The sequence below is a fragment of the Kribbella sp. NBC_01505 genome (assembly GCF_045040285.1).
Lineage (GTDB): Bacteria > Actinomycetota > Actinomycetes > Propionibacteriales > Kribbellaceae > Kribbella.
Window position 1 is genome coordinate 9106571 of sequence record NZ_CP109425.1, and the last position, 25927, is coordinate 9132497.

Consider the following 25927-nt stretch of genomic DNA (forward strand, 5'->3'; position numbering starts at 1 on the left):
GGGCGGGGTGCGCACACCTTAAGGAAGGAGGCAAGTCAACGCAATAGTTCGACGCCATGCCGCAAATTCTCTACAGAAACTCTGTGGTCGTTCCCAACCGTCAGCTGAAGAAGTCGAAGAAGTCGTCGACGCCGTCGAACATCTTCCGGATGTTCTTCCCGAACTTGAGCCCTTGGTGCGCACCGTAGGCGGCCTTGCCGCCACGGGTGGTCGGAGTGCCTTCGTCGCTGAGCGGGTTCTTGAACTTCGTCGGCTCCTCGAGCGGATCGCCCGGTTGGGCGTTCAGCGACCAGGGATCCTCCGGGGGCTCGTCCATCCGCCAGGTCCGCCCGAAGTCGCGGGGCGGAGGCGGCGGCTTGCTGCCGCCGCCCGGCTCCAGCCCGGGAGACTTCGGCCGATAGCCGTTGTGCCGGTTCTCCGCGTCCTTCGCCTTCTTCTTCGCCGCGGCCTCCTTCTTCCACCGGTCCAGCTCCCGCTGGACCTTCCGCGGCACCGGCTTCTTCGCGGCGGCCGGAGGCGCCTTCTCCCGGGCGTTCGGGGTGTTGCGCGGTGCACTCCTGGCCTGCGGTTTGGCGGCCGACGCGGGTTTCTTGGCCACGTTGCGGGGCGCCGCACTCTTCGGCGCCGGCCCCCGTTTCACCGTCCTGGTCGTGATCCGCTTGATCGACTGGATGGTGCGCGCCACCTTCTTCACGACCGTCTTGATCTTGGTGACCATCCTGGTCACCTGCCGGACCACCTGGATGATCTTCCCGGCGACCTGCACCGCGGTAGTGATGTTCTGAACAACCGGCGTGACCACGCGCACCGCCGTGGAGATGGCCTGGACGACGCGGATCGCCACCGGGATCAACCGGATCGCGAGAATGATGATCGGGATCCAGAACAGCCGCCCGTCCGGGTCGAGGTAGGTGACGGGATTGTTGTTGGCGTACGCATACCCGTTGAGTTGCTGGGCATCCTGGTAGTCCGCGACCGGATCGACCGAGATGAACCGTCCGGTCGCCGGGTCGTACTCGCGTGCCTCCAGGTGCACCAGCCCGGTGCTCGGATCGTCCTTCCCGCCGACGAATCCCTTCTGCCCGGGCCAGCTGGCCGGGGCGGTTCCGCGCGCCTCGCCGTACGGGGTGGTCCGGCGGCGTTCGAAGGACTGGTTGTCGGCGTCGATGGCCAGGTTCGGTGTGCCGTGGTGATCGGTACCGAGCCAGTGCAGCTTGCCAGCGGTCCGGACGGCGACGGTCTGGTCGCCGTGCTGGTAGTACCGGGCGCCCGTGACCTTGCCATCGGGTTCGAGCAGCAACTCGGTCTCACCGAGGTAGAAGGTGGTCCCCGAGCTGTCGCGACGCAGCAGCCGACCGCCATCCGCGTCGTACACGAACGAGGTCGTCTTCCCGTTCTTGGTGACCTTCTCCAGTTGGCCTTCCGCGTCCCAGACGAAGGTCTCCCCCACTCCGGCGACAGTCCGGTCCGTCAGGTTGCCGGTGGCGTCGTACCCATAGTTCTTGGTCGCCGTGCCGGCCGGTGTCGTCGTAGTGATGTCCTGTACGGCGTGCGGCCGCGCCTGACCGGCGTCCGGGTAGCGGTAGGTGGAGGTGGTGTCGCCACCCGACGCATGCCGGGTCTCGGTCTTCCGGTTACCGACCTTGTCGAACGTCCACGACTGCCAGTACGGCGCTGGTCCGCCGAGCGCGGCAGCAGTCGGTGCGGCTGCGCAGTCGCTGTTCGCCGGAGTCCACGCAGCCGTCAAGCGGCGGAGGTGGTCGTAGTCGAAGCACTGGGTGTCGGCTGCTTCACCACTGCTTGCCGACGTCTTGTCGGAGATCCGTTTGACGTTGCCGGCCGGGTCGTAGCCATAGGTGGTGTCGGAGATCAGCTCGGGCTGGACGTCCCGTTCCGTCACCAGCCGAGCGAGCCGCCGAGTGCCTTCCTCGTACTCGTACTTCCGCTTCACCGTCGGCCCATTGGCGCTCTGGGCGAGCGTGAGGCTCTCGGTCTCGCCGTACGGCGTGTAGGTCGTCCCGGTGACGTAAGAGCTGGCACCGGTCAGCGTCGTGGGCATGTCCTGTGCGTTGTAGCCGTAGCGCAGCGTCTCCGCGGGCAGACCGCCGATACCGGGCAGCTCGGTGCTGGCGATCTCACCGTCGGCGTTGTAGGTGCTCTTCACCTGGTAGGTGCCCGCGAGCTGCCCTTCCGCGGCCGGCAGCGTCACCTCGGCGCCGAGTGGCTTGCCGGCATCGTTGTAGCCGGTGACCCGGACGGTGTACGCCTGCCCGTTCACGTAGCGCGTGGCCGAGGTCGGTGATCCCTTGGCGAGCGTGTCGTACGTCCACTCCGCCCGTTTCGGTCCGGCCAAAGACCCGTCATGTACGGCGGTCGGCCGGTCCAGCTCGTCGTACGCGAAGGCGACGGTCGCGCCGCGCGCATCGGTCGACGTCAGCAGCCTGTCCTCGTCGTCGTAGGTGAAGCGCGTGGTGCCCTTGTCCGGGTCCACCGAACTGATCTGCCGACCACGGACGTCGTAGTCGAACTTCCACAGGTTGCCGACCGGGTCCTTGACCGTCGCGAGCTGTCCGGCCGAGTGATACGTGTACAGCGTGGAGTCATAGCTACCGCTGGCGTCGTCGCCGGCGTACGTCCGCAGCTCGGTGAGGCGCCCTTCCACATCAGTGATCCGGGTGACCGGGTGCTCACCAGCCGGGGGCACGGTCGTGTACCGACCCGCCGTCTGCGTGTACGTCGTCCGCCACTTCTCGGTGTTCCGCGACTTCAGCACCTGGGTCAGTGGACGATCCGCCTGGTCGTAGGTGGTGAGCTGCTGCGTCGGCACCTGCGCCTCGTTCGGGAGCAGCACCTGGTCGGTCGGCGGTGCCGAGTTGTAGTACGGCCCGTTCTCCTTCACCTGCAGACCGCGTGAGTCGTACACGTAGTCGGTGATCACCCGCCCACCACCAGGCGCGGGCTCCTGCGTCTGGCGCGGCCGTAGCAGTCCGTCGGTCAGCTCCAGTGTGGTCTCGAAGCTGTTGTCTGCCTGCAGAGTCGTCGTACTGACCACACCAGGACCGTCGCCGCGCAGTGTGTAGCTGTAGGCATAGTTCGGTGCCTCGCTGCGCGGTCTGCCCGCCGTCCACACCTTCGAGGTGCGTCCCAGCGGGTCGTAGGCGAGCTCGGTCCGGCGGCCGTCGGGATCGGTGACCGTCAGCTCCTCACCCCAGGCCGGTTCGAGCACGGTCGTGGTCGTGTGGCCGTTCGGTGCGGTCTCGACCACCTGGGTCAACGGACCGGCGCCGGCAGGCGTGTAGCTCAGCTTGCTGGTCCGGTTCAACGCGTCCGTGGACTCGACCGAGCGGCCGATCGCGTCGTACGCGTTCGTGAACTGCGTCTTGTACGTCGGTGTGCCGTCGGCCGCGAACCCGCTCAGCCGCTCGCTCCGGGTCACGTCGCCCCTGGTCGGTACGGCACCGGGTGTCGTCGCGCCGTCGTAGTACAGCCGCTGGTCCGCGATCACGTCGGTGTTCGCCCACGGCTGGTCGCACGCCTTCGAGACGGTCTGCCGTCGTACTGGCAGTTCACGCAGTCCGGCCGCGGAGTTCTCGGTGTAGCTGTAGCGCGTGCAGGTGTCGTCGGCGGGATCGGCGAGGTTGTTGAAGTCGTCCTGCTGGGTCAGCGCACCGGTCGCGTTGTAGGTGTTCTTCGACGACGACTGCCGCCAGCTACCGTCGACCGCCTCGTACTGCCGGACCGCTCCTTCCTCGACCTGGAAGGCCTGGGTCCTGCCCCAGGACCGCACCCGCGTCGCGGTCGGCGCCGAGATGAACTGGTCGGTGATCGAGCGTTCCTCGATCGCGGTGCCGTTGTACTTGATCTCCTCCCGCGACTGTCCGGCCAGCGGGTTCACGTCCTCGACCTTCGCGCCGGTGGAGTCGGTCACCTGCACGTCCTTGACGCCGCCGTTGGCGAGCTTGTCACCGTCCATCCCGCGGAAGAACCGGTTCTCGGTCACCGACTGCACCCCGGACGGGTGGCCCTTGGTGACCCGGACCCGCTCGTAGCCGCGCCACTGCGACCAGGTCTTGCGGTCGATGTCGACCAGGCCGTCCTCCTCGTCATGACGCCAGGCCGGCGGCGACAGGTACTCGACCTTCGTCACCACCGGCTCGAGCCCACTGACCCGGTCGGACTCGGTCACGTCGGTCACGACGAACTTGTTGAACCAGTCCTGCCGCTCCTTCTGCCCGTCCGGCGTCCACTTGGCCGGATGACACCGCTTGCCGTTGGTGTCCGGAGCCGGCACGTTGCCCGGCAGACTGCAGTCCTGCGCCGAGTAGCGGACCGCGAGCTCGCCACCGGTTCCGGTGTGTACGGCGCCGATGCGCCACCAGTTCATCGCCGGAATGCCCTCGGTTCCGACGACCCGGTTGGGTAGCTGGACGCCGTCGAAGCTCACCTCGGGGGTCTCGGCCTGGCCGCCGACGTGACCGGCGTTGCTGATGGCCTCCAGCCACAGTCCGGCGCGGGTGCCGTCACCGGGTGCGGGGAACGAGTGCCGGAACGTCCACGAGTTGACCGGGGCGAACGCCGTACCGCGCCACACCTCGGTCGTCACCTTCGCGAGTCGCTTCTGGGTCCAGAACGTCGGAGTGAGCTTGTTCTTGCAGCTGCTCGACGACGTACAGGACTGGTCCCACGGGGTATCCGGGTAGGTGGCGGGCTGAGACGACGTACAGGCGCCGATGCACCGCTCTCCGGTGGTGAACTGCACCCGGGCGACCGCGGGGGTGGTGTAGACCGAGCCGTCCCGCTGGCCGTACTCGATCCGGTTGATGGTGCCGGCCCGGACGTAGCTGCTGACCGAGCTCGCGCTGGCGTTGCGGCCGTAGTTGTTGGTCTCGGTGTCGTAGAACAGGCTCATGGTGTTGCCATGGCGGTCGACCACGTAGTCGAGGTTCCAGCGGTAGGCCTGCTGACAGTACGAGTCCGAGAAGTCGTCGTCGTGGCAGGGCTCACCGCTGTGGTTGCCGAAGACCGGCACCGTCCACGTCGACTTCGTCTCCGGCTTGCCCGACGTCCAGCCGGTCAGCCGGTTCATGCCGAAGTAGTACTTCGTGCCGTCCTCGGTGGTCAGCAGCCAGTACTCGCCGTTGTTGTCGCCGTTCGGCGCACCGGTCAGCCGCTCGATCTTGGATCCGTCGTCGGCGCGCGGTCGCCAGGCGCCGGTGGCGTCGTCGCGGACCAGCTCACCGCCCTTGCCGTTGAGCGAGAAGTACGCGTTGTCCGTCGCCCAGCACAGGTCGCCGATCTTCTTGCTGCCGTTGTTGCCCGACTTCTCGGTCTTCGACGAACAGGCGGCGTACCGGCGTTCGATCGAACCACCTGGCTCGAGTTCGAACCCTTCACCGGCCCAGGACGGCTGGTTGTTCGTGGCCGAGGTCCGGCCGTCCACACCGCCGGACGAGTACTCCAGCGACAGGCCCGACGCGGGACCGCCGAGGCCGGGCGGGGTCTCCATCGGATAGCGCCAGCTGAAGTCGCCCGAGGATCCGCCGACCTGCCAGTTCGTTGCCGGAGACAATGAGCTCGCGCCGAAGTCACCGGCGCCACCGGCCGCGGCCGCCTCCATCGCGTACAGGCCGGCAGCGGGTACGTCGGCAGCCAGTACGCCGGAGCCGTCGTTGCGAGTGGCGATCGGCGTACCGGCGCACGTGGCAGCATCCGGCGTCTTCAGCGCGCACCCCGGGAGCTGGACGAGCCGGAGCCGGCTGTTCCAGTCGGCGCCGTACGCCTGCGCGAACGCCGAATAGTCCACTCGCAGCTCGACCTGGCCCGCCGCCTTCGCGCCGTCAGCGCCGGCCAGTCGCATCAGCAGCCGGTCGCCGTCTCTGCCGAGCAGATCGACCTTCAGCCGCGCGGGCGCGGGGGCGACGGCCTCCGAACGGTTCGCAGCCATCGTCGGCCCGACCCAGATCGGCAGCCCGCCGGCGCGAGTTGCCGGCCCCGGCCGAACCTTGGCCGAACCACTCAGTACGCCGTCCCACGCCACACCGGGCGCGGCCGGACGCGGTACGGCGACCTCCGCACTACCCGCCTTCGGCCAGATCACGGCTGGTGTGGCCGTCAGCGCCTTGGTCTCGGCCGGATCGGTCCGCCGCGGAGTCGCCTTCGCGTCGACGCCGCCGACCGATTCTTCCGTGCGGGGCTTGAAGATCTTGTCCTTCGGCGCCATCCGCGCCGCCTCCGCGGTCGCGCCACCGTCCAGCGTGACGATCAGGGCCAGCGCGGTCACGATCGCGACCGGGACCGACGCCTGCCGGCGCCACCTTCGCGCCCGGCCGGACCGGACCTCAGCAACAGCGGACATGGATTCCTCCAGGGGGCGGGACAGATCGACCCAGAGTGGTCGGGGAGCAACTCGGCGTCAGTATCGGTTCGGCGACTCTGCGTGCGCAACGGATTCGGATGGGGCCAAAACCCAGTTCGCCGGCGGGGCTTCCGAACTGTCGGCGCGCCCTGGCACGATGTCGGCACTCAGGGTTACGGGGGAGGTTCGTCATGGCACGTCGCCGCAGGCAGCGCGCGCTCATCGGTCTGCTGGCCGTGCTCTCGTTGTGCCTCACTCCCCTGGCTCCCGCCCCGCTGCCCGCTCAGGCGGACCAGCCGAAGGCGCGGTCGCAACCCATGCACACGCTCGAGGTCCCGGCGAAGTCGTACGCCGCGATGCCGTACCGCTGGACTCAGGTGAACCGCGACGAGGAGGACAAGTCGTACTGGAACACCCTGCGCGGCCGTGCCTTCGTCGGGTACGCCGAGTTCGGGGAGGACAAGGGGGCGATGTTCCGCTCGTTCTTCCAGCTGGACACCGGGCCGCTGATCGGCAGCACGATCAGCAGCGCGAAGTTCCAGATCGTGCTGGACGAGACCGGCGTCAAGGAGAAGGAGCCGGTCGACCTGTGGCAGACCGAGTCGATCGACCCGAGCAAGTCGCTGACCTGGAACAACTCCAAGAACAAGTGGATCAAGAAGCTCGCGTCCGCCAAGGGCAGCGCGGATCCGGCCAGCCAGCCGGACATGGCGATGGAGTTCAACGCACAGTCGATCCTCGACCTCGTCCGCACGGCCGCGGCCGGCCGGAAGTCCTTCGTGACCGTCGGTCTGCGCGCGCCGGACGAGGACGAGGGCGACCAGTGGAAGGTCTTCTACTGGGACACGGCCAAGATCGTGGTCAGCTACAACAACCCGCCGCGGGTGCCGATCAAGGTGAACTTCAACCGTCCGCAGCCCTGTGGCACGGCCACCGCCCCGGCGGCGATCAACACCACCCAGCCGACGCTCGGCGCGGTGGCGAGCGATCTCGACAACGACAACGTCACCACCCGGCTGACGATTCGCCGGACCGACACCAACGCCGTCGTCCATGAGGTCGACTCGGCGCTGACCACCTCGGGCGCGGCCTTCGCCTGGCCGCAGATCCCGGCGGACAAGCTGACCGAGGGCGTCATCTACTCCTACCAGGCTCGCAGCGACGACGCGGTCGCCGATGACGGGATCCCCTTCGGTCCCACCAGCCCGGCCTGCTACTTCACCGTCGATCAGACGCCGCCGCCGCCGCCGACGATCGAGTCCACCGACTACCCGGAGAGTGTCGCGGTCATCCCGGCCCGGACGGCCGGCGTGGTCACCCTGCGACCAGCGGCCGGGGATACCGACACCACCGAGTTCTACTACGGCTTCCAGCAGGACCGAGTCACCCAACGGATCCCGGTCGGCCCGGACGGTACGGCGAAGTTGCCGGTCACGATCACGCCGAACCCTCCGAACGGCGCGGGCGACGCGCGACTCTTCGTCCGATCGGCCGACCGGGCCGGCCAGCTCAGTGCGGTTACGCCGGGGTGGAGTCTGCGCGCGAAACCCAACCCTTCCCCGCCACCCCAGGTTCGGGGCGACGTCAACGGCGACGGCCGCGCCGACGTACAGGCTGTGCTCGATCACGGCAACGGCCGGACCTCGGTCTGGAATCTGGTGGCCGGCGGCAACGGTCTGCTCGGTGGTCAGATCGGGTGGGACTCCGGCGACAGCGGCGGGTATCCGCTCGACCGGACCCGATCGGTGCCCGGCGACTTCGACGGCGACGGGCGCTCCGATGTCGCGCTGTTCCGGGAGGAGGCCGGGCGGCGGATGTCGCTGCGGTTGCTGGAGTCCGACGGCAACGGGTATGTCGCGGCCGCCTCGCCCAGTTGGGTCAGCGGCCCGGACAGCTGGACGCACAGCATGGCCCGGATCGCGTCCGGCGATGTCGACGGCGACCATCGGAGCGATCTCGCAGTCCAGGTCAACAACGGCGACGGCACCTGGAAGGTACTGGTCTTCCGCGGTGGCGCGCTCGGTGCGCCGACCGAGTGGTTGCGGGCGACTGGCGATTGGGCGCTGAGCAGTCTGCAGCTGGCAGACCTCAACGGCGACGGCTCCGACGATCTGGTCACCCAGAAGACGACCGCGAACTGCCGGACAGTCAGCGAGCTCTACCGCTCGACCGGTACGGCGTTTGCCGCGACGCCCGTCGTCCTGCACGACAGCGGCGCGGGTGCCTACTGCCTGGACCGAAGCCGGACCACGGTCGGCGACGTGGACGGGGACGGCCGCGACGACCTGATCGCCGCCTACGACTACAGCGACACCGACCTCGGCGTCGTCGTCTTCCGATCGACCGGCACCCCGAGCCAACCCACGCTGACATCCAGCGTCTGGTGGCGGACACCCGGCGAATTCGACCCGGCCAAAGTTGCCCTCAGCGCCGGTGACTTCACCGGCGACGGCAAGGACGATCTCGCGATCCTGGCGAGCACGGCCAACGGCGGCCGCGCGGCCTACCTGCTGAACTCATCCGGTACGGCGTTCGGCCCGCGGCGACTCGCCTGGCAGGGAACGACGGTCGGCGCGGTCACCGGACCGAAGTTCGAGCTGGAGAACCGCGCGTACGAACTGGTCGCCCGGCACAGCCGGCGTTGCCTGCAGGTCAAGGGAGCGGGTCAGGACAACGAGACGCCGTTCGAGCAGGCGGCGTGTGCGGGCGCATTGCAACAGCGGTTCCGGGTCGAGCAGGTCGCAGGCACCGATCAGTTCATGCTGCACCCCAACCACATCGACGGTGCCGGGATCGACGGCCGGAGCAGGTGTCTCGACGTCAACGACGAGAGCCTGGCCGACGACGCGCCGATCGTGCAGTGGGCCTGCTTCGGCAATGCCTATCAGCAGTTCGGTATCGAGCCCGTCGACGGAGTAACCGGAGACACCCTGGTGCGCTTGCGGATGGGGCACAGCGGCAAGTGTGTCGGAGTCCGGGGTGCCGCCACGACCGACGGTGCCGTGATCGCGCAGCAGACCTGTAGCGCCGCCGCGAGCCAGCAGTGGATCCTGCGGCCGGCCGCGGCCGGCAAGCAGCTGGACGCGCGCTACCGGATCAGCTCGGTCCGCGGCGGGAAGGTTGTGGATGTCACCAACTGTGTGAACGCCGACGGCGCCGACATGCGGACCTGGACGTGGAACTCGGGCAGCCCCTGCCAGCGCTGGCGGCTCAAACCCGTCGGCGACGATGTCTACCAGCTGATCGACCCGAGTTCGGGCAAGGCGGCCGACGTGCTGGGCTGTTCCGAGGAGAACGTCGCCATCGTCCACCTGTGGACCGCCGACGACTCCGCCTGCCAGCGCTGGCGGATCGAGCCCGCGAACGGCGGCAGCTGGTCGATCCGGCAGACGACCACCGGGAAATCCATGGACGTCGGCGGCTGCCGCGAGGACGCCGGGGCCGACCTGATCATCTGGCCGTACTGGAACGGCCCGTGTCAGCGCTGGAAACTCGACAAGTACGACGGTTGACGGCCGGGACCCCTCCCGAGCAGCATCACTAGCATCGTGCCGAAGCAGCACCGATGCAGTGATCAGCACGCTCTGGAGCCGCCCCATGCTTCGCATCCACTTCACTCCACAGGACCTGGCCCGCACCACCATCGCGACCGAGCCCACGCCGATGTGGGAGCTGTTGCTCAGCCTGCACATCCTCCAGCACCAGGACGGCCGCCCGTACTTCACGGACTGGCGGCGCCGGGTGCTGGCCGACGTACCGCCCGAGCACACCCGGCTCCTGCTCGACCTGGCCCCATCGCGCGGCTATTCACCCGACTTCCTGACCCCGTCCGACACCGCGGTCGATTTCGCCACCGGGCTCGGCCAGGTCCTCGCCACGCCCTGGCGAGACATCGACCGGCAGCTCGAGCTGCTGCGCAAGGGATCGCCGGGCACCACGTGGCGACGGGCAGTCGCGACCGGACGGCAGGACGCACACCGCCGGCTTGGACGGGCGCTGCGGGTCTACCACGACACGGCGATCGCGCCGTACTGGCAGTCACTTCGGACCCACGTCGCGGCCGACAGCGGCCGGCAGACGGACAAGCTCGCGCGCCAAGGACTCGAAGGCCTGCTCAGCTCACTGAACACGCAGATGCACTGGGAAGCGCCAGTGCTGCACATCGTCGGGCTGAAGGACAGCGACTACCACCTCGGCGGTCGCGGACTGCACCTCCAGGCGTCCGCGTTCTGCTGGCGGGTGCCGACCAAGCTGTTCGACCCTGAGCTCAGACCGGTGCTGGTCTACCCGATCCAGCACCAGCCCGGTCTGCTGCGGCATGCGGAAGAAGGCCCGGCCACGGACGGCAACCGGCTGCCCGCAGTCCTCGGCGCGACCCGCGCCGCCGCACTGGCCGCCGCCGTCACGGCCTGTACGACGACCGAGCTGGCCCGGCGCTGCGGGGTCTCCCCTGCCTCGGCCAGCCAGCAGGCCGCGGCCCTCCGCGAGGCGGGCCTGATCACCCGGCGCCGAGTCGGCGGCTCGGTCCTGCACCTCGCAACTCCACTAGGCCTCCGCCTGCTCGCCGGCGACGGGACAGTTCAATGATTCGCGCTCGCGGACACCTACTCACCCAGTCGGCGCAGGGACGGGAGGTTGTCTTCGGGCGGTGAGCTGCTGCCTGCCTCAGGACGCTACTGTTTGCTCAACGACGGTTGCCAGGTGTGACCGTCCGCGAGTGAGGAGCGTGATGAGCGAGCGCGATCAGCCCATCGCAGGCCGGTACTTGCTGCAGGAACCGCTCGGTACCGGCGGGATGGGCTCGGTCTGGCGGGCGCTGGATCTCGAGCTCGGCCGGGTGGTGGCCCTGAAGCGGGCGCACCCGGGCGCCGACGATCCGGACGGCCGGCGATTGCGGCGCGAGGCGAAGCTGAGTGCCGGTCTGCACCACCCCCATGTGGTGACGACCTTCGACGTGATCGAGGACGGCCTCGACTACTGGCTGGTGCTCGAGTACGTGCCGGCCCCAACCCTCGCGGAGATTGTCGAGCGGCGGGGACCGCTGCCGCCGCACGAGGCGGCGGCCATTGGTCTGCAGATTGCTCAAGCTGTGCAGGCCGTCCATGCCACCGGCGTGATCCATCGCGACCTCAAACCCGCCAACGTCCTGGTGACCGAGGACGGCACCGCCAAGCTCACCGACTTCGGTATCGCGCAGCGCATCTGGGCCGATGCCACGTTGACGGACAGCTCGACGATGGGTACGCCGGCGCATCTGGCTCCCGAGGTGGCCAACGGCGCCGAGCCGACCATGGCGTCCGACATCTTCTCGCTCGGCGCGATCATCTACACCGCGGTCGAAGGTCATTCACCGTTCGGTACCGAGTCGAATCCGCTGGCCCTGCTGCGCAAATCCGCGCAGGGCGAGATCCAGCCCAGTCGTCGTGCCGGCGAGCTCACCTCGGTGCTTGCCCGTGCCCTCGCAGTCGATCCCGCCGTGCGACCGACTGCGGCACAACTCGTCGCCGAGCTCGGAGGCTCGGTGCAACTGGCACCACCGGCCCGGAGACGCCGGTGGCCCGTGGTGGCCGCGGCGGCCGGGCTGGTCGTCGTACTGGCTGGTGTGTTTGTGGTGCGTCCGCTGCTGGACAAGAACACACCGCAGGCTGCGCCGGCCGCGGGACCTGTTGGTGAGCTGATGACCGCGGATCCTTGTTCCCTGGTTGAGCCGAGCACGCTGATCCAGTTCGGCAGCACGGATCTGGAGACCGACTACGGCAACTTCAACCGCTGCGATGTGATCGTCACCGTCGCCGACGAGCAGGAGCTCGACGTCAAGGTCGAGCTGGAGACTCCGCTCGGCGCCGATCTGACGCCCGCCGGTCTCGAGGCCCACACCGGCAACATCACGGGCATCCTGCGCCCGAAGGCAGAGGACGACAACTGCGAGCGGATGCTGCTGCTCTCCGATCGGCACCGGGTCTACGTCTCGGTACGGCGGCTGGGCGACGTCGGACCCGATCTCTGCAAGGTGGCCGACGCCGCGACCGCCCATGCGGTGACAGTTCTGGATGCCGGGCCGATCGCCCGCCGGGCAGGGCAGCTGCAGTCCGAGTCGCTGATCCAGGCCGACGCGTGTTCGCTGCTCGACGCGCCGGCGCTCGCCCGGATACCTGGTGTCGACGGCAACCATCCTGACCGCGGGTTCGGCAACTGGAGCTGCGAGTGGGAGAGCACGACCAATCAGCTCGGCGTGGATCTGGTGTTCGATCGGGATCAGCCGCTGACCGCGGCCGACGGCGTACCGGCGCGGTTCGGTGACCGGAAGGCGTTCGTGGCGGCGGAGGACGACGGCCCGGATACCTGTGTCGCGCGGATCGTGCACCGCTCCTACGCGGACCCGCATGGCAAGGAGGCGGTCGAGCTGATCAAGCTTGTTGTCCGAGGCAACTCTTCGAGTACTGAGCTGTGCCGCTTGGCCACGCAGCTCGGTCAAGCCGCGGCGACCAAGCTCCCGAGGGCGTGAGGATGGAACCACTCGGTCAGATCCTGCCGGACGAGCGGACCAGCCTGGCGAACTTCGCTCCGGCGGCTGCGCCGAAGACCATCTATGTGCTCAGCGTGGCGGGTGGTCTGTCGGTCGCTCCTGGCGAAGGGCACACGATCTACTTCGGCCGGAACAAGCCGGACGTCCATGTCTGTGTCGGCGAGGACGACCAGCGGGTCAGCCGACGGCATGGCCGGTTGGATTTCACCCAGGGCCAGTGGTGGGTGACGGCGATCGGACGGTTGCCGATCCGGTTCCCCCGATCCCAATGGTTGCTGCCTGGGGAGACGGCGATCCCACTGACAGCCGGGTACACGCCGCTGTTCGTGCAGGGATCGCAGGGCCGTGAGCATCTGCTCGAGATATTCGTCGCGGGTGACAGCGGGGTGAAGCCCGTCGTACGGCCGCAGGATCCGACTCAGCCGCCACGGTCATGGAAGCTTTCAGCTGACGAGCGGCTCGTCCTGACTGTGGTCGGCCAGCGCTATCTGCTCCACGACCTGCATCCGCTCCCCCTGTCCTGGCGGCAGGCGGCCGACGAGCTCGCGGAGATCGTTCCCGATGCCGGCTGGAGTCCGAAGCGGGTTGAGCACCTCGTCTCCGGCGTCCGCACCAGGCTGTCTCGGGATGGCGTGTCCGGGCTGACTCGGGAAGAGATCGGCGAGCCGGTCGGTAACACGCTGAACGACAACCTCTTCACCGCGCTGATGCTGTCGACGACGCTGACCTCGGCCGATCTGGGTGTGCTCAACGAGTAGTTCGGGACTGCTCCCGGGGCTTCGGGTTTAGCTTCGCGGGGAACCAGCCCCGTTCGAGCAGGAGTACCTCATGAGGACCGCCCCAATCATTGCTCTGGCCGCTGTACTTGCCGCCGGAACTGTCCACGTAGCAGCGGCAGCCCCGCAGACGAGCCGGCTCACGATCACGCAAGGTGGCACCGCGGACAACCCCAAGGTGTACGACGGCAACGGGCAGTCGGTGGCCGGAATCACCATCGAGGCCGACTACGTCGTCGTACAGAACTACAAGATCAACCGGCCGAGCGCGCCCGGCATCCGGCTGGAGGGCAACAACATCACCCTCCAGAACAACACCGTCACCGACCCGCAGGGCGGTGACGGCGACGGGCTCCGGTTCTTCGGCAACGACCTGAAGATCCTCAACAACACCATCAGCGGTACCCGCAACACCGGCGGCCGGCACGCCGACTGCATGCAGACCTACGCCGACGACTCCCCGCCGAGCCAGCGGGTGCTGATCGAGGGCAACCGCTGCGAGAAGATCGACAACATGTGCCTGATGGCCGAAGGCCCGAACGACGGCGAAGGCGACGGCAAGGGACACAGCAACTACTTCACCCTCCGCAACAACTACTGCGAGACCCTGAAGGCATCCCAGGCGCTGATGATCGAGGACATCCAGCATCTCGTAGTCGAGGGCAACACCTTCGCCGCCGGCCCGGACAAGGCGATCGGCCTGGCCATCAAGTCCACCGACGCCACAATCGGCGAGAACACGGTCAGCGAAGACATCGAGTGCTACGTCGGCATCGACAAGTCCTCCAAGCCGGGCTACCAGGGCCCGAAGCCGACCTGCGCTCCTTAGTCTCGAACGCGAAGGACGATCTTGCCGGTGGCCTGGTTCGTCTCGCCGCGCAGTTTGCCTTGGTCACCTTCCGCACCTGACCGGCGTGCCAGTGAGACCAGGGGGTTTCACGGGTGCGACGGGCGGGTCGTCGGACCAGGGTGGGTGGTGACAGCACGGGTTTTGTTGAATGGAGAGACGAATGCGCTTCGGGAATGCGATCGAGCCTTCACGGCGGGCGGTGCTGCAGGGTGGACTGGTGGCCGGAGTCGGTCTGGCGGCCCTGGGCAACGCGGCCGTCGCAGAAGCCGCGCCGGTGACCGGTGCTGGGATCCGTCCGTTTCGGGTGTCGATCCCGAAGGCGAAGCTGACGGATCTGCGGCGTCGGGTCGGTGCGGTGACCTGGCCGACGGCAGAACTGGTCGGTGACCGCTCTCAGGGTGTGCAGCTGGCGACTACGCAGGCGCTGGCGAAGTACTGGCTGAGCAGGTACGACTGGCGCCGGTTCGAGGCGAAGGTCAACAAGCTGCCGCAGTTCATGACCGAGATCGACGGTGTGGACATCCACTTCGTCCACGTCCGGTCGCCGCACGAGGACGCGCTGCCGCTGATCATGACGCACGGCTGGCCGGGCTCCTTCGTCGAACTGCTCGAGACCGTCGGCCCGCTGACGAACCCCACCGCGCACGGCGGCAAGGCGTCCGACGCGTTCCACCTGGTGCTGCCGTCGATCCCGGGGTACGGATTCTCCAGCCAGCCGACCGAGGTCGGCTGGGACCCGGGGCATACCGCGAAGGCGTGGCACGTACTCATGCAGCGACTCGGCTACAGCGAGTACGTCGCTCAGGGTGGTGACGTCGGCTCCGCCGTGACCGACAACCTGGGTCGCCAGGCGCCGACCGGCCTGCTCGGCATCCACGTCAACCTGCTCGGCGCAGCCCTCAACGGAGTCGGCTGGCCAACCACCACCGACGAGGAGCGCGCCGCGGCTGCCGCGGTCGCCGAATTCAATGCCACCGGCAATGGCTACCGGATCGAGCAGACCACCCGCCCGCAGACCGTCGGCTATGCCTTGCTCGACTCCCCGGTCGCCCTGGCCGCCTGGATGCTCGACCACGACACCGACAGCTACTACAAGATCTCCAAGGCGTTCGTGAACGGCATGCCCGCCGGAAACCTCACCCGCGACCACGTCCTGGACAACATCAGCCTCTACTGGCTCACCGGCACCGGCGCATCTGCCGCCCGCGTCTACTGGGAAAGCGCCCGCGCCCGCGCCATCGGCCCGGTCCCACCCCCAGTCGGCGTACCGGTCGGCTTCAGCGCCTTCCCCGGCGAGATCATGCAGGCCCCGCGCAGCTGGGTCGAGAAGAACTACCCCACCCTCAACTACTACAACAAACCCACCCGAGGCGGCCACTTCGCCGCCTGGGAAGAACCGGCATTGTTCACCAACGAGGTCCGAGCCGCCTTTCGCGGCTACCGCTAACTCGAAGTGCTCGGCGGGGATCTCCCCTGGCGTGGGTCGACCGCTGCGGCCGATGAGGTCTGCGGTGAGTGATCCACCGTCGGACGCAGGAACCCCTCCTCCCCGAAGGTGCTCGTCCCATCCGTCCGCTAGGATTCGGCCGATCTTGTACACGGTGGCTGGTCGCCGCTGCGGCCGGTTTTACTGAAGCGGTGTGGCTGGGGTGGTCTGTGGCTGGGCGGGATGGTGCGGCCGGTGATCGCGGTGCCGGTTGCTTGAGCTTCTGGGCTTCGGTTGCGGCCGGCGGTGAGGAGGCCTGTTGGGTGGCCCGTTTGCGGTGGTTTTGGCGGTTTGCGGGGATCTACTGTCTCTGAGCGGCAGTAGGTCCCCGCAGAGGCGCGATGTGCGGGCGTGTCTGTCGGTTCACGGAGTTGTACTGTCAGGGAGCGGCAGTAGGCATCCGTGAATCTCGCAACCGGCACCTTGCAGACGACCTCAACTCGCTGGCCGCGTCCGAACCGGGCGGAAGCTCGCCTTTGTGGAGTGCTACTGCCACTCAGTGGCAGTAGGACTCCACAAAGATGTAACGAGGCGGTTGGTCGCGGTTTGTGCGTGTTCGCGGGGTGTTGGTGTGGCCCCGATTCGCGCCGCACCGGACAGGCCGGACACGTAGCCGGTGGCTGGTCGCCGCGGCGGCCGATTTGCTGAAGTGCTAGGTGGGCGTGGTCTGTGGTTGAGGGGGATGGCGAGGCCGGTGACCGCGTACCCGGTCGTTTGAGCTTCCGGGCTTGGGTTGCGGTCCCGGAAAACGAGGGGATCTCCCCGCAAGTTGCTGGTTCTCCCCTCATATTTTGAGCAGAGAAGGGTCAACTTGAACGGATATCCCACCAAATTTCCGCAGGCGAGGCAGGCGACCCGAACCCCAGTGGTCAACCACGGCGGCGAGTCACCTGACAGGCCTCCTTGTCGTCGGGAGCAACCACCGCGACGGGCCAGCTAGCAGGCCTCCTGATCGTCGGGAGCAACCACAGCCCGGAAGCTCAAGCAACCGCAACCGCGGTCACCGACCTCGCCATCCGGCCCAGCCGAAGACCAGCCCAGCCACCCGTCTCAGTAAATCCGGCCGCAGCGACGACCAGCCACCGCCTACCTCACCGGCCGAATCCGAGCGGCGGGATCGGACGAGCACATCCGGGAAGGCGGGGTTCCTGTCCAGACAAAGACCCCAACCCTCGCGGCCGATCACCTGCCGCGATCTCGCTCCCCAAACCAGTTTGGGGAGCAGCAGCCGCCAAATCGCAACAGGCTCCAGCGGCAGCAGGACTCCACAAAGACGTGATGGCGGGCACCGGGACGGGGGTTGGTGCGTCTTAGGGGGCATGACTGATCAGCCTTCGCTTGCCTGTCCCCTCTGTAACGGTGTGAGCTTCTCGCAGGAGGAGTCCCGCCAGGATTCACGCTGGGGGTTCACGTCGCACCGGATGACGTTGCTCATCTGCGACAACTGCCGGTACGTGCTGCACTTCTACGACCGGAACTCGATCTTCGACTTCGACTGACCGGCGCGACCGGGAGGCGGAGCCGGTACTCCGGGGTCCGGCGCGGCGTCTTTCCAACGATTGATTATGTTGGGGGCATGCGACGACTTCTGTTGGCTGGTGTGTCCGCTGTCCTGCTGATCAGTTCCGCTTGCTCGTCGGGGGCGGTGGCCGCACCGGCATCGATGCCGACGGCAACCACCGCGTCGGTGACCCAGGCGGGTGCGTTCCGCGCTTTGGAGAAGCAGTACTCGGCGCGGCTCGGGGTGTTCGCGCTCGACACCGGCAGCCGCCGTACGGTCAGCTACCGGGCCGACGAGCGGTTCGCGTTTGCTTCGACGTTCAAGTCGCTGGCGTGCGGCGTACTGCTGCGTCAGACCAAGGACCTCGACAAGCTGATCCGCTACACGGCGGCCGATCTCGTTTCGTACTCGCCGGTCACCGAGAAGCACGTCGACACCGGTATGACGCTGCGCGAGCTGTGCGACGCCGCGATGCGCTACAGCGACAACACCGCCGCGAACCTCATCCTGGCCGAGCTCGGCGGACCGGCCGCCCTCCAGACAGCGCTGCGCAAGCTCGGGGACGGAATCTCCAACGTCAACCGCAACGAGCCCACGCTCAACGAAGCGACCCCCGGCGACAAGCGCGACACCACCACCCCGCGGCAGCTCGCGACGAGCCTGCAGAAGTTCACCCTCGGCCACGCGTTGCCGCGGGCCAAGCAGGCGATCCTGAACGGCTGGCTGCTCACCAACACCACCGGCGACAAGACGATCCGCGCGGGCGTGCCGAAGGACTGGAAGGTCGGCGACAAGACCGGTACGGCGAACTACGGCGGCCGCAACGACGTCGCCGTGATCTGGCCGCCGAACCGCGCGCCGATCATGCTCGCGATCATGTCCACGAAGGGCGTCAAGGACGCCCCGACCGACGATGCGCTGATCGCCGCCGCGGCCACGGCGGCGATCCAGGCGCTGGGCTAATACCGCACGGTTACCGCGAAGGCAGCGGCGATGTCCGCCGATGAGCGGGCGCAGCACTGCGGCTGAGCCCGAGCCCGAACGGCAGCTCGAAGAGGGCCTTGGGCAAGTACTTGTAGAGGACCAGGCACAGCCAGGCCAGGAAGGCGGTCAGGACGACGGGCTCGACGATCTGGGTGACCAGCTGGATCGTCGGGCTCGCGGACGACAGCGGCTTGAGCAGCGCTTCGTGCACCAGCGCCAGCAGCGGCATGTGCATCACGTAGATCGGCAGCGTCCGCCGGCCGACGCTCGCGAGACCGTTGGTCAGGCGCTCCGAGCGCGTCACCAGCCCCGCGGCCGTGACGCCGAGGACGATCGCCACCCCGCTCACGATCGGCCACAGCCCGAACCACGTCTTCGCGTGGAGCACCTGCACGACACCGAGCAGTACGGCGTACGGGACGGCGATCACGGCCAGTCGCAGCCAGCTCGCCTGGGCGGCCAGCTTCTCGATCACGGTCTTGCCGTAGATACCGGCCAGGAAGAAGATCAGGTTCTGGTAGACGCCGGCCCGGTCACCCGGGACCGGGACGAGCCCGGCCGATGCGATCGCCGACAGCACGAAGGCCGCTCCGAGGACCAGCCAGACCGGCAGCCGGCGGGCCGCCTTGGCGACGATGAAGTACAGCGCGAGTGCGTAGAGGTACCAGAGGTTCGACGGTGTGATGAACAACTGGGCGACGAACTTGAGCGGCCCGTCCGCACTCTCGGTGCCGAAGTCCGGCACGAAGGCCAGGATCGCGGTGTGGATGATCAGCCAGAGCACGTAGAGGTAGTAGAACTTCGCCACCTTGGTGCGCAGCACCTCCGGCCAGGTCCGCTGCACCGCACGCACCGCGAAGAACCCGGAGACGGCGAAGAACAACGGCATCCGCAGCGGTAGCAGCTGCTCCCCGAAGGTCCCCCAGGCGCCCTTCACATGGCCGCCGATGTGCCAGTCGATCTGCAGGTAGTGCTTCATCAGGACGTGCCACAGCACGACCAGCAAAATACAGACGCCCTTGGCAACATCCGCCCAGGCGACGCGGCTCCGCTCCGGCATTTCGTTTCCTTCCGCGGTCGCATCCGCCGTCAACATGTCTTAAAAACTAGGGAAATCGGATCCATTTGCCATCAGCCCCCAGTTGGCAGCAGACGTCATCCCGTGGTCTGACACGGACCCGTCGTCGTACGCCGAAAGCGCGACCTCACGCGGCGCGACGACGAGTTAGACCACTTGGGAAGGACCAGAGGTTGAGTGGCGTGGCATGAGTCACACGCCCCAGCCACCAGTTCCTCGCTCAGCGTCCGGGCCGGCCGTTTCACGGCCATTTCACCGCCGCCTCAGCACCGGCCGATCACCCGTCCGGCGGGCCTGCCAGGCATGGCTATCTGCACGTTTGGGCACTGACCCAAGGTGGCGGATATAGTGACGGACGGTATCTGGGTGTAACGGACTGAACTTTTCTCTCGGCGCCGGCGTCCCACTGTTCACTTGCTCGACCCCCTGCCCGAGATCGCGGGCGACGCAGAGGAGCCTGACAAGGATGACTTCATCGCCGACCACCGACGTGGCGTCAGGCGGGCTCGCCGGAGCCGGGCAGGGCGCCGGCACCAAGCGGCAGCCGATGACCCACGGCGAGTATCTGGCGCTGAAGCGCTTCCCCGCCCTCGACGGACTGCGCGCGATCGCCGCGCTGATGGTCGTGGTCTTCCACAACCAGGGGCCGGACTGGGTGCAGGGCTGGATCGGGGTCCAGATCTTCTTCGTGATCTCGGGCTACCTGATCACCACGCTGATGCTGCGCGAGGAGGACCGCTCCGGGCGGATCTCGTTCAAGAAGTTCTACGCCCGGCGGATCTTCCGGATCCTGCCGGTCTACTTCGTCCTGCTCGGCGTCACGCTGGTCCTGCAGCTGTTCCACAGCAACCTGACCAAGAGCCCGCCCGGCTCCGAGCTGCCGCTGTACCTGACCTTCTTCAACGAGTTCGGCCACGGCGGGTCGTACGGGCAGTCCTGGTCACTGGGGATCGAGCAGAAGTTCTACCTGTTCTGGCCGCTGCTGGCCTTCTCGGCGATCATCGTGCAGCGCAAGGCGAAGTTCGGCAGCCGGGTCGGCCTGAGCCTGGTGCTGATGGCGATCATGGTCGTCATGGTGCCGCTTTCGATGGGCGGCGACCCGCGAGGCTGGACGGCGCACTACTTCTCGATCCTGGTCGGCTGCCTGGTCGCGATCCTGATGCACAACCCGAGGACCTACAAGCTGTTCCAGCCGCTGACCCGGCCGTGGGTCGCCTGTACGGCGGCTGCCGCGTTCGTGGCGATCCACGGGAGCGTGCACCTGTGGGGCGCGTTCATCGAGAAGCACCACCTCGCCGGCAATGTCCCCGGCTTCATCGCGGTCCCCCCGCCGTACGTGCTGCTGGTCGGTTTCCTGCTACTTCCCGCTCTGCTGGCGAACGCGTTCCCGCAGCGACTGCTGTCGATGCGACCGTTCGTCTTCCTGGGTGAACGTTCGTACTCGATCTATCTGGTGCAGCTGATCGCGCATGAGGCCGTGGCCGGGATCTACCTGCTGTTCGGCGCGAGCCTCGGCAAGACGCCGGTGCCGTTCGTCGCCGTGTCGCTGATGTCGATCCTGATGGCGCACCTGTGCTTCCTCTGGGTGGAGAAGCCGATGATCAACGTCGGCAAACGATTCATCAGCAGCAAGCTGGCCTGACAGCCGGGGCGCTGGGGGCACCCCGGCCACCTCAGGTCAGGGACAGGTGCCGTTGACCGGCGTAGCCAGCCCGGTCCACATGTACGCGTCGGTGACCCAGGTGCCATCGCTCAACCGGTTCCAGAGGCTGGTGGTCCCCCAGCGCCCGCTGTGCGAGGTGCCGTTCTTGGAGCAGGAGATGTTCACCGTCGTACCGTCGGCGACACTTCCCGCGAGTGCGTAGCCGGTCCCCGGTCCGGTGCGCTTGTTGACCGTCGTACCGCCGTTCGAGTCGATGATCCCCTGGGTGAAGCCGAGCGCTCCGTAGTTGTAGAGCTGCTGGCCGGGGCTACGGACCGTGCTTCCGTGCAGGGCAGTGCCGTTGTACGCGGAGGCGGCGTTCTGGAAGACCCAGCCGCCGACGTTGTGGTTCGCGATGCCGACGTACGCGCTGTTCTGCCGGAGCGCGAAGTGGACGTGCGGCCCGCTGGCCGAGCCGCCGCAGGAGACGTCGGTGCCGATGTTGCCGAGGAACGTGCCCTCACTGACACCCAGCCCGTTGGCCGCGATGTTCCCGGACAGGTGGTAGTAGTCGGTGGCGTAACCACGGTCGTGGATCACGCGGATCCACCCCTTGCCATTGCCACACATCGTGTACGCCGTCCCGCCGCGGGCCGCGAGTACCTGACCGTTGCCGCCGGACAGGTCCACCGAGCTGTACGGCGTGTCTGTGCCCGCCCAACCGTGTGCGCCGCCCGGCATGCTCCAGGAGGCACCGACCGCGAACGGCAGCCGCATACCGGTGCGGAAGTCGCCACCGGCGGCCTGCGGGGCGAACAGCTGCTTCTCCTTCGTCGAGACCACCGGCGAGGCAGCAGCCAGATCGCTGAAGGCTCGCTCGCCCTCGAGGCCGACCTGCCACTTCCCGTCGACGAGGCGAGCGGCGAACAACCACCCCTCCGGGTGAGTGTCCTGACCCTGCGGAACCAGCGCGACCGTCGTACCGAACACGGTGCCGGTCCCAGCGCCGCGGGTCACGTTCACCTGGACGTCAGAACTGGCTTTGCTTGCCTTCGCCAGGCCGACCTTGGCCGTCACGGCCTGCTGCAGATCTGGTTGCGGTGCCGCCTGTGCGGCGGTGGCGGGCACTGCCAGCGCGGTGGCGAAACAGAGCGCTGCACCCCAGCGCAACTGCGAGTTGAACGTCATAACGGTCCTCCTGATGGGACGGAACAGGATCGGTGGCGAAAAGCTATCCGCCGACTACGGAGCGTCGGTTATCTTGTGGCTTGATTGCCGTCCAGAGACTGTCCACTGGGGTGAGGTGAGGCTATGGACAGCTCCGCCCTGGCAGCGCTCGGTGCTGCGATGCTGCGCTATCGCATGGCCCGTGGGCTGTCCCTGCGACAGCTCGCCGCACGCCTTGGCATGCAGGGCCACGGTGGCCTGTCCGACTATGAGAAGGGTCGACGGCTCGCACCGGCGGACCTGATCGAGCGGTACGAGGATCAGCTCCGGATCACCGACGGGGAGCTCCGCGCGCTCCGGACTGCAGCGCTCGCCGAACGCGCGACCAGCAAGATCGATCCTGTCGAGCAGCAGCCCGCCGTCACCATCGCCGAGCTGCCCGCTGTCCCGGCTGACTTCCAGGGACGCCGTACGGAGCTTGCGACTGTGCTGGCTGCGGCCGCTGACTGTCTGGCTGGTCAAGGGCCGGTGACAGTGGTGGTGACCGGACAGCCTGGCGCCGGGAAGACGACGTTGGCGGTGCATGCAGCCCAGCAGGCGTTCCGGCTCGGGCTGCAGGATGCCCAGTTCTTCGTCGAGCTCGGTGCCGCCGAGCCTGAGGCGGTACTGCGCCGGTTGCTCCGGGCGCTCGGCGTACCGGATGCGCAGTTGCCGACCGAGGTCGATGAGGTTGCGGCGATGTTCCGGTCCCGGATGGCTGGGCGGCGGTGTGTGCTGGTGCTGGACAACGCGCGGGACGAGGCACAGGTGCGTGGGTTGCTGCCTGGTCCGGGGCCGGTGCTGGTGGTGATCACCAGTCGGCAGCGGCTGACGGGGTTGGCCGGGGCGAGGCGCGTCGGCTTGGCCGAGTTGACGGTGGATGACGCGCAGGCGCTGCTCACCGAGATCGTCGGAGCCGGGCGCGCGCAGGCTGAGCCCGAGTCGGTGGCGGAGGTGGTGGCCGCTTGTGGACGGCTCCCGCTGGCCGTGCGGATCGCCGGGAACCGGCTCGCGTCCTGGCCCGACTGGACGATCGCGCATCTCGCCGAGCTGCTGCGCGACGAGCAGAACCGGCTGGGTCGGTTGACCGCGGGCGACCTGGCGATGCGGAGCGCCTTCGCGTTGTCGTACCGCGAGCTGTCGCCGATCGCCGGCCGGCTGTTCCGGCGGCTGGCGCTCACGCCGGGCGCGGACTTCGACGTACAGGCTGCCGGTGCGCTGCTGGGTGAGCCGGCTGAGTCCGCGCTCGAGGTCTTGGCCGGAGCGAGTCTGATCGGTCTGGCTGCAACGCCTGGCCGCTACCGCCTGCATGACCTGCTGCGGCTCTACGCCTGCGAGCTCCTGCAGGAGGATTCGGAACGCGACAAGGCCGAGAGCGCCTTGTTTTGCTGGCTTTTCGAGCAGGCGCAACGTGCGGCCGTAGCGGTGTCGCCGGAGCCTGGGGAGTACCCGGGCGGCCGCGCTGCCGCCGTGGCGTGGCTCGACGCCGAGGCCGGGACGCTGCTTGGCGCCGTACGGCGGATCAGTGCGCGCACGGACCGCGAACACGACGCTCTGCTGGGCGAGCTCACCCAGCTCATCCCCTGGTACTACGACCTGCGCTGCCGGTGGTCCGACATGATCGAGGTCGCCGACCACGCCCGGATCGTCGCGGACCGGTCAGGCGATGTGGCGGCCCGCGCCTTCGCCTACAGCATGCTCGGGCTCGGCCAACTCGGTCAGCATCGCTACCGCGCCGGTCTGGCGTCCTGCGAGCTCGGACTGGTCGACGCTCGGGCCGCTGGGCTCACAGCGGAGGTGGCCGAGCTCTCGGGCCGTATTGGTCTCGCCTACGAAGGACTCGGCCAGTACGCCGAGGCTGAGACTCGGCACGCGGATCATGCGGACCAGTGTCGGGCGCTCGGCGACAAGCTCGGCGAGGCCGCTGCCACCGGCCGCAGATCACACACACTGCAGATGCTCGGCCGCCATACCGAGGCTGCGGCCTGCCTCAAGCTCGCTCTGAAGATGCGCACCGAGATCGGCGACGACCGGGGTGCTGCGATGGCGGAGTATCGCTTTATGGCTCTGCGTAACGACCAGGGCAATCACGAGGAGGCACTCCGGCGAGGCGGCCGGGCCCTCGCGGTGTTCGAGGCCCACGACGACCAGTGGGGTACGGCGGTCACTCACTACGAACTGGGTCGCGCCCTCGCCGGACTCGGCCGCCTTCGCGAGGCGGCAACGGCGTACCGGACGGCGATCCGTGGCCTGGAACAAGTCGGCGAATGGCAGCGGCTGGCCGAAGCCACCGCTGCTCTCGCCGACGCGCGCTCCCGAAGAGCCTGAGGTCAGCTGCCGTTACTGCTCGAGAGCGGCGTCGAGGGTGATCTCGACACCGGTGAGGGCCTTGCTCACCGGGCAGCCGGCCTTGGCGTCGGCGGCGAGCTTGGCGAAGGTGTCGGCGTCGATGCCGTCGACCTCGACGCGCACCGTGAGCGTGATGCCGGTCAGCTTGAAACCGCCGGCCGGGTCCGGGCCGAGCGTGACGTCGGCCTTGACGTCGAGGGCCTGCGGGACACCGCCGGCCTCGCCGATCAGCGCCGAGAACTGCATCGCGTAGCAGGACGAGTGCGCCGCCGCGATCAGCTCTTCCGGGCTCGTCGTCCCGTTGGCCTCCTCGGCCGCCCGCTTCGGGAACGAGACCTCGTAGGTGCCGACCTTCGAGCTGGTCAGCTCGACCTGCCCGGAGCCCTCCTGGAGGGTGCCGTTCCAAGCGGTGCGTGCGGTGCGTGTGGGCATCTCGGACTCCTTAGATCCAGGGGCTGATGTCAGGTAGACTAACTAGTTACTCTTGCAGAAGTCAAACCTCGGGATGGGACAATCGCCGTGATGACCAACGACACCTCCACGACCGAACGCGCGCGCCCGGTGCGCGAGCGGTTGATCGACTGCGCCAGCGAGCTGTTCTACGCCGAGGGCATCCGGGCGATCAGCGCCGACCGGATCATCGCCGGGGTCGGTACGACGAAGGCCACCTTCTACCGGCACTTCCCCACCAAGGACGACCTGGTGCTGGCCTACCTGCAGGGCAAGGCCGACTGGGAGCGAACCGCGATCACCGCGGCCGGTGACACCCCCGACACCCAGGACGCGCTCCGCGGCGTCGTCGGCGTACTGGCGAACTCGAGCTGCCAGCCCGGCTTCCGCGGCTGCCCGTTCATCAACGCCGGCGCCGAGTATCCCGACGTCAATCACCCGGTACGGCGGCTCGTCACCGAGCAGCGCCAATGGTGGACCGACTACTTCCGCTCGCTGGCCGAGCGCCTCGGGGTCCCCGCCGGTGCGGCCGCCGACAGCGCGGCCGGTCAGATCATGATGCTCCGCGACGGCGCTCTGGTCGCCGGCTACCTCGACGACCCGGCCCTCGTCGAAGCCAACCTCACCAACGCGATCACGGCGGTCGTCAGCGCGCGCTGAACGTTACAGGTGGTGAGACTGGCCACAGCGCGTCACGAAAACTACCCGTAGGCACGGCGTTTAC

Annotated in this window: 15 protein-coding genes; 11 read left to right on the top strand and 4 right to left on the bottom strand. The window is 68.0% G+C overall.

What is annotated here, in order from left to right:
* Nucleotides 1-100 precede the first annotated feature (100 nt).
* On the bottom strand, nt 101-6355 hold the full coding sequence (locus OG474_RS42525; RefSeq protein WP_405059358.1) for an RHS repeat domain-containing protein: 6255 nt from the start codon (nt 6353-6355) through the stop codon (nt 101-103).
* Between the two features lie 191 nt (nt 6356-6546).
* Between OG474_RS42525 and OG474_RS42530 the strand changes: the two genes are divergently transcribed.
* From OG474_RS42530 to bla, 8 genes are all read left to right on the top strand, one after another.
* Nucleotides 6547-9867 carry an RICIN domain-containing protein gene (locus OG474_RS42530; protein ID WP_405059359.1) on the top strand — a complete coding sequence of 1107 codons (3321 nt, stop codon included), beginning with the start codon at nt 6547-6549 and terminating at the stop codon, nt 9865-9867.
* An 85-nt stretch (nt 9868-9952) separates the two neighbouring features.
* The gene (locus OG474_RS42535; RefSeq protein WP_405059360.1) at nt 9953-10942 is read left to right on the top strand and encodes a MarR family transcriptional regulator; all 990 of its coding nucleotides are present in this window, start codon (nt 9953-9955) and stop codon (nt 10940-10942) included.
* 142 nt (nt 10943-11084) lie between these two features.
* The gene (locus tag OG474_RS42540) at nt 11085-12860 is read left to right on the top strand and encodes a serine/threonine-protein kinase (RefSeq protein WP_405059361.1); all 1776 of its coding nucleotides are present in this window, start codon (nt 11085-11087) and stop codon (nt 12858-12860) included.
* Between the two features lie 2 nt (nt 12861-12862).
* Nucleotides 12863-13639: a hypothetical protein gene (locus tag OG474_RS42545; RefSeq protein ID WP_405059362.1), complete on the top strand. Its 777-nt coding sequence runs from the start codon at nt 12863-12865 to the stop codon at nt 13637-13639.
* Nucleotides 13640-13709: 70 nt separating this feature from the next.
* The gene (locus tag OG474_RS42550; protein ID WP_405059363.1) at nt 13710-14486 is read left to right on the top strand and encodes a hypothetical protein; all 777 of its coding nucleotides are present in this window, start codon (nt 13710-13712) and stop codon (nt 14484-14486) included.
* A 181-nt stretch (nt 14487-14667) separates the two neighbouring features.
* Entirely contained in the window at nt 14668-15954 is a 1287-nt protein-coding gene (locus OG474_RS42555; protein WP_405059364.1) for an epoxide hydrolase family protein, read from the top strand.
* 1400 nt (nt 15955-17354) lie between these two features.
* Entirely contained in the window at nt 17355-17492 is a 138-nt protein-coding gene (locus OG474_RS42560) for a hypothetical protein (protein WP_405059365.1), read from the top strand.
* Between the two features lie 77 nt (nt 17493-17569).
* On the top strand, nt 17570-18457 hold the full coding sequence (gene bla, locus OG474_RS42565; RefSeq protein WP_405059366.1) for a class A beta-lactamase: 888 nt from the start codon (nt 17570-17572) through the stop codon (nt 18455-18457).
* A 10-nt stretch (nt 18458-18467) separates the two neighbouring features.
* On the opposite strand, the gene OG474_RS42570 is transcribed toward bla, so the two are convergent.
* A complete protein-coding gene (locus tag OG474_RS42570) occupies nt 18468-19574 on the bottom strand; it encodes an acyltransferase family protein (RefSeq protein WP_405059367.1) in 1107 nt (368 codons plus the stop codon).
* Between the two features lie 448 nt (nt 19575-20022).
* Here OG474_RS42570 and OG474_RS42575 point away from each other — a divergent pair, with 448 nt between their 5' ends.
* Complete coding sequence (locus tag OG474_RS42575) at nt 20023-21198, top strand: acyltransferase family protein (protein WP_405059368.1); 1176 nt, start codon at nt 20023-20025, stop codon at nt 21196-21198.
* A gap of 36 nt (nt 21199-21234) precedes the next feature.
* Here OG474_RS42575 and OG474_RS42580 read toward each other — a convergent pair whose 3' ends face one another.
* Complete coding sequence (locus OG474_RS42580; RefSeq protein WP_405059369.1) at nt 21235-22386, bottom strand: peptidoglycan DD-metalloendopeptidase family protein; 1152 nt, start codon at nt 22384-22386, stop codon at nt 21235-21237.
* A gap of 123 nt (nt 22387-22509) precedes the next feature.
* On the opposite strand from OG474_RS42580, the gene OG474_RS42585 reads away from it, so the two are divergent.
* A complete protein-coding gene (locus OG474_RS42585) occupies nt 22510-24732 on the top strand; it encodes an ATP-binding protein (RefSeq protein ID WP_405059370.1) in 2223 nt (740 codons plus the stop codon).
* 12 nt (nt 24733-24744) lie between these two features.
* On the opposite strand, the gene OG474_RS42590 is transcribed toward OG474_RS42585, so the two are convergent.
* Nucleotides 24745-25185 (bottom strand): OsmC family protein, encoded by a 441-nt coding sequence (locus OG474_RS42590; RefSeq protein ID WP_405059371.1) that lies wholly within the window; start codon nt 25183-25185, stop codon nt 24745-24747.
* Nucleotides 25186-25275: 90 nt separating this feature from the next.
* On the opposite strand from OG474_RS42590, the gene OG474_RS42595 reads away from it, so the two are divergent.
* On the top strand, nt 25276-25863 hold the full coding sequence (locus tag OG474_RS42595; protein ID WP_405059372.1) for a TetR/AcrR family transcriptional regulator: 588 nt from the start codon (nt 25276-25278) through the stop codon (nt 25861-25863).
* The last annotated feature ends 64 nt before the right edge of the window (nt 25864-25927 follow it).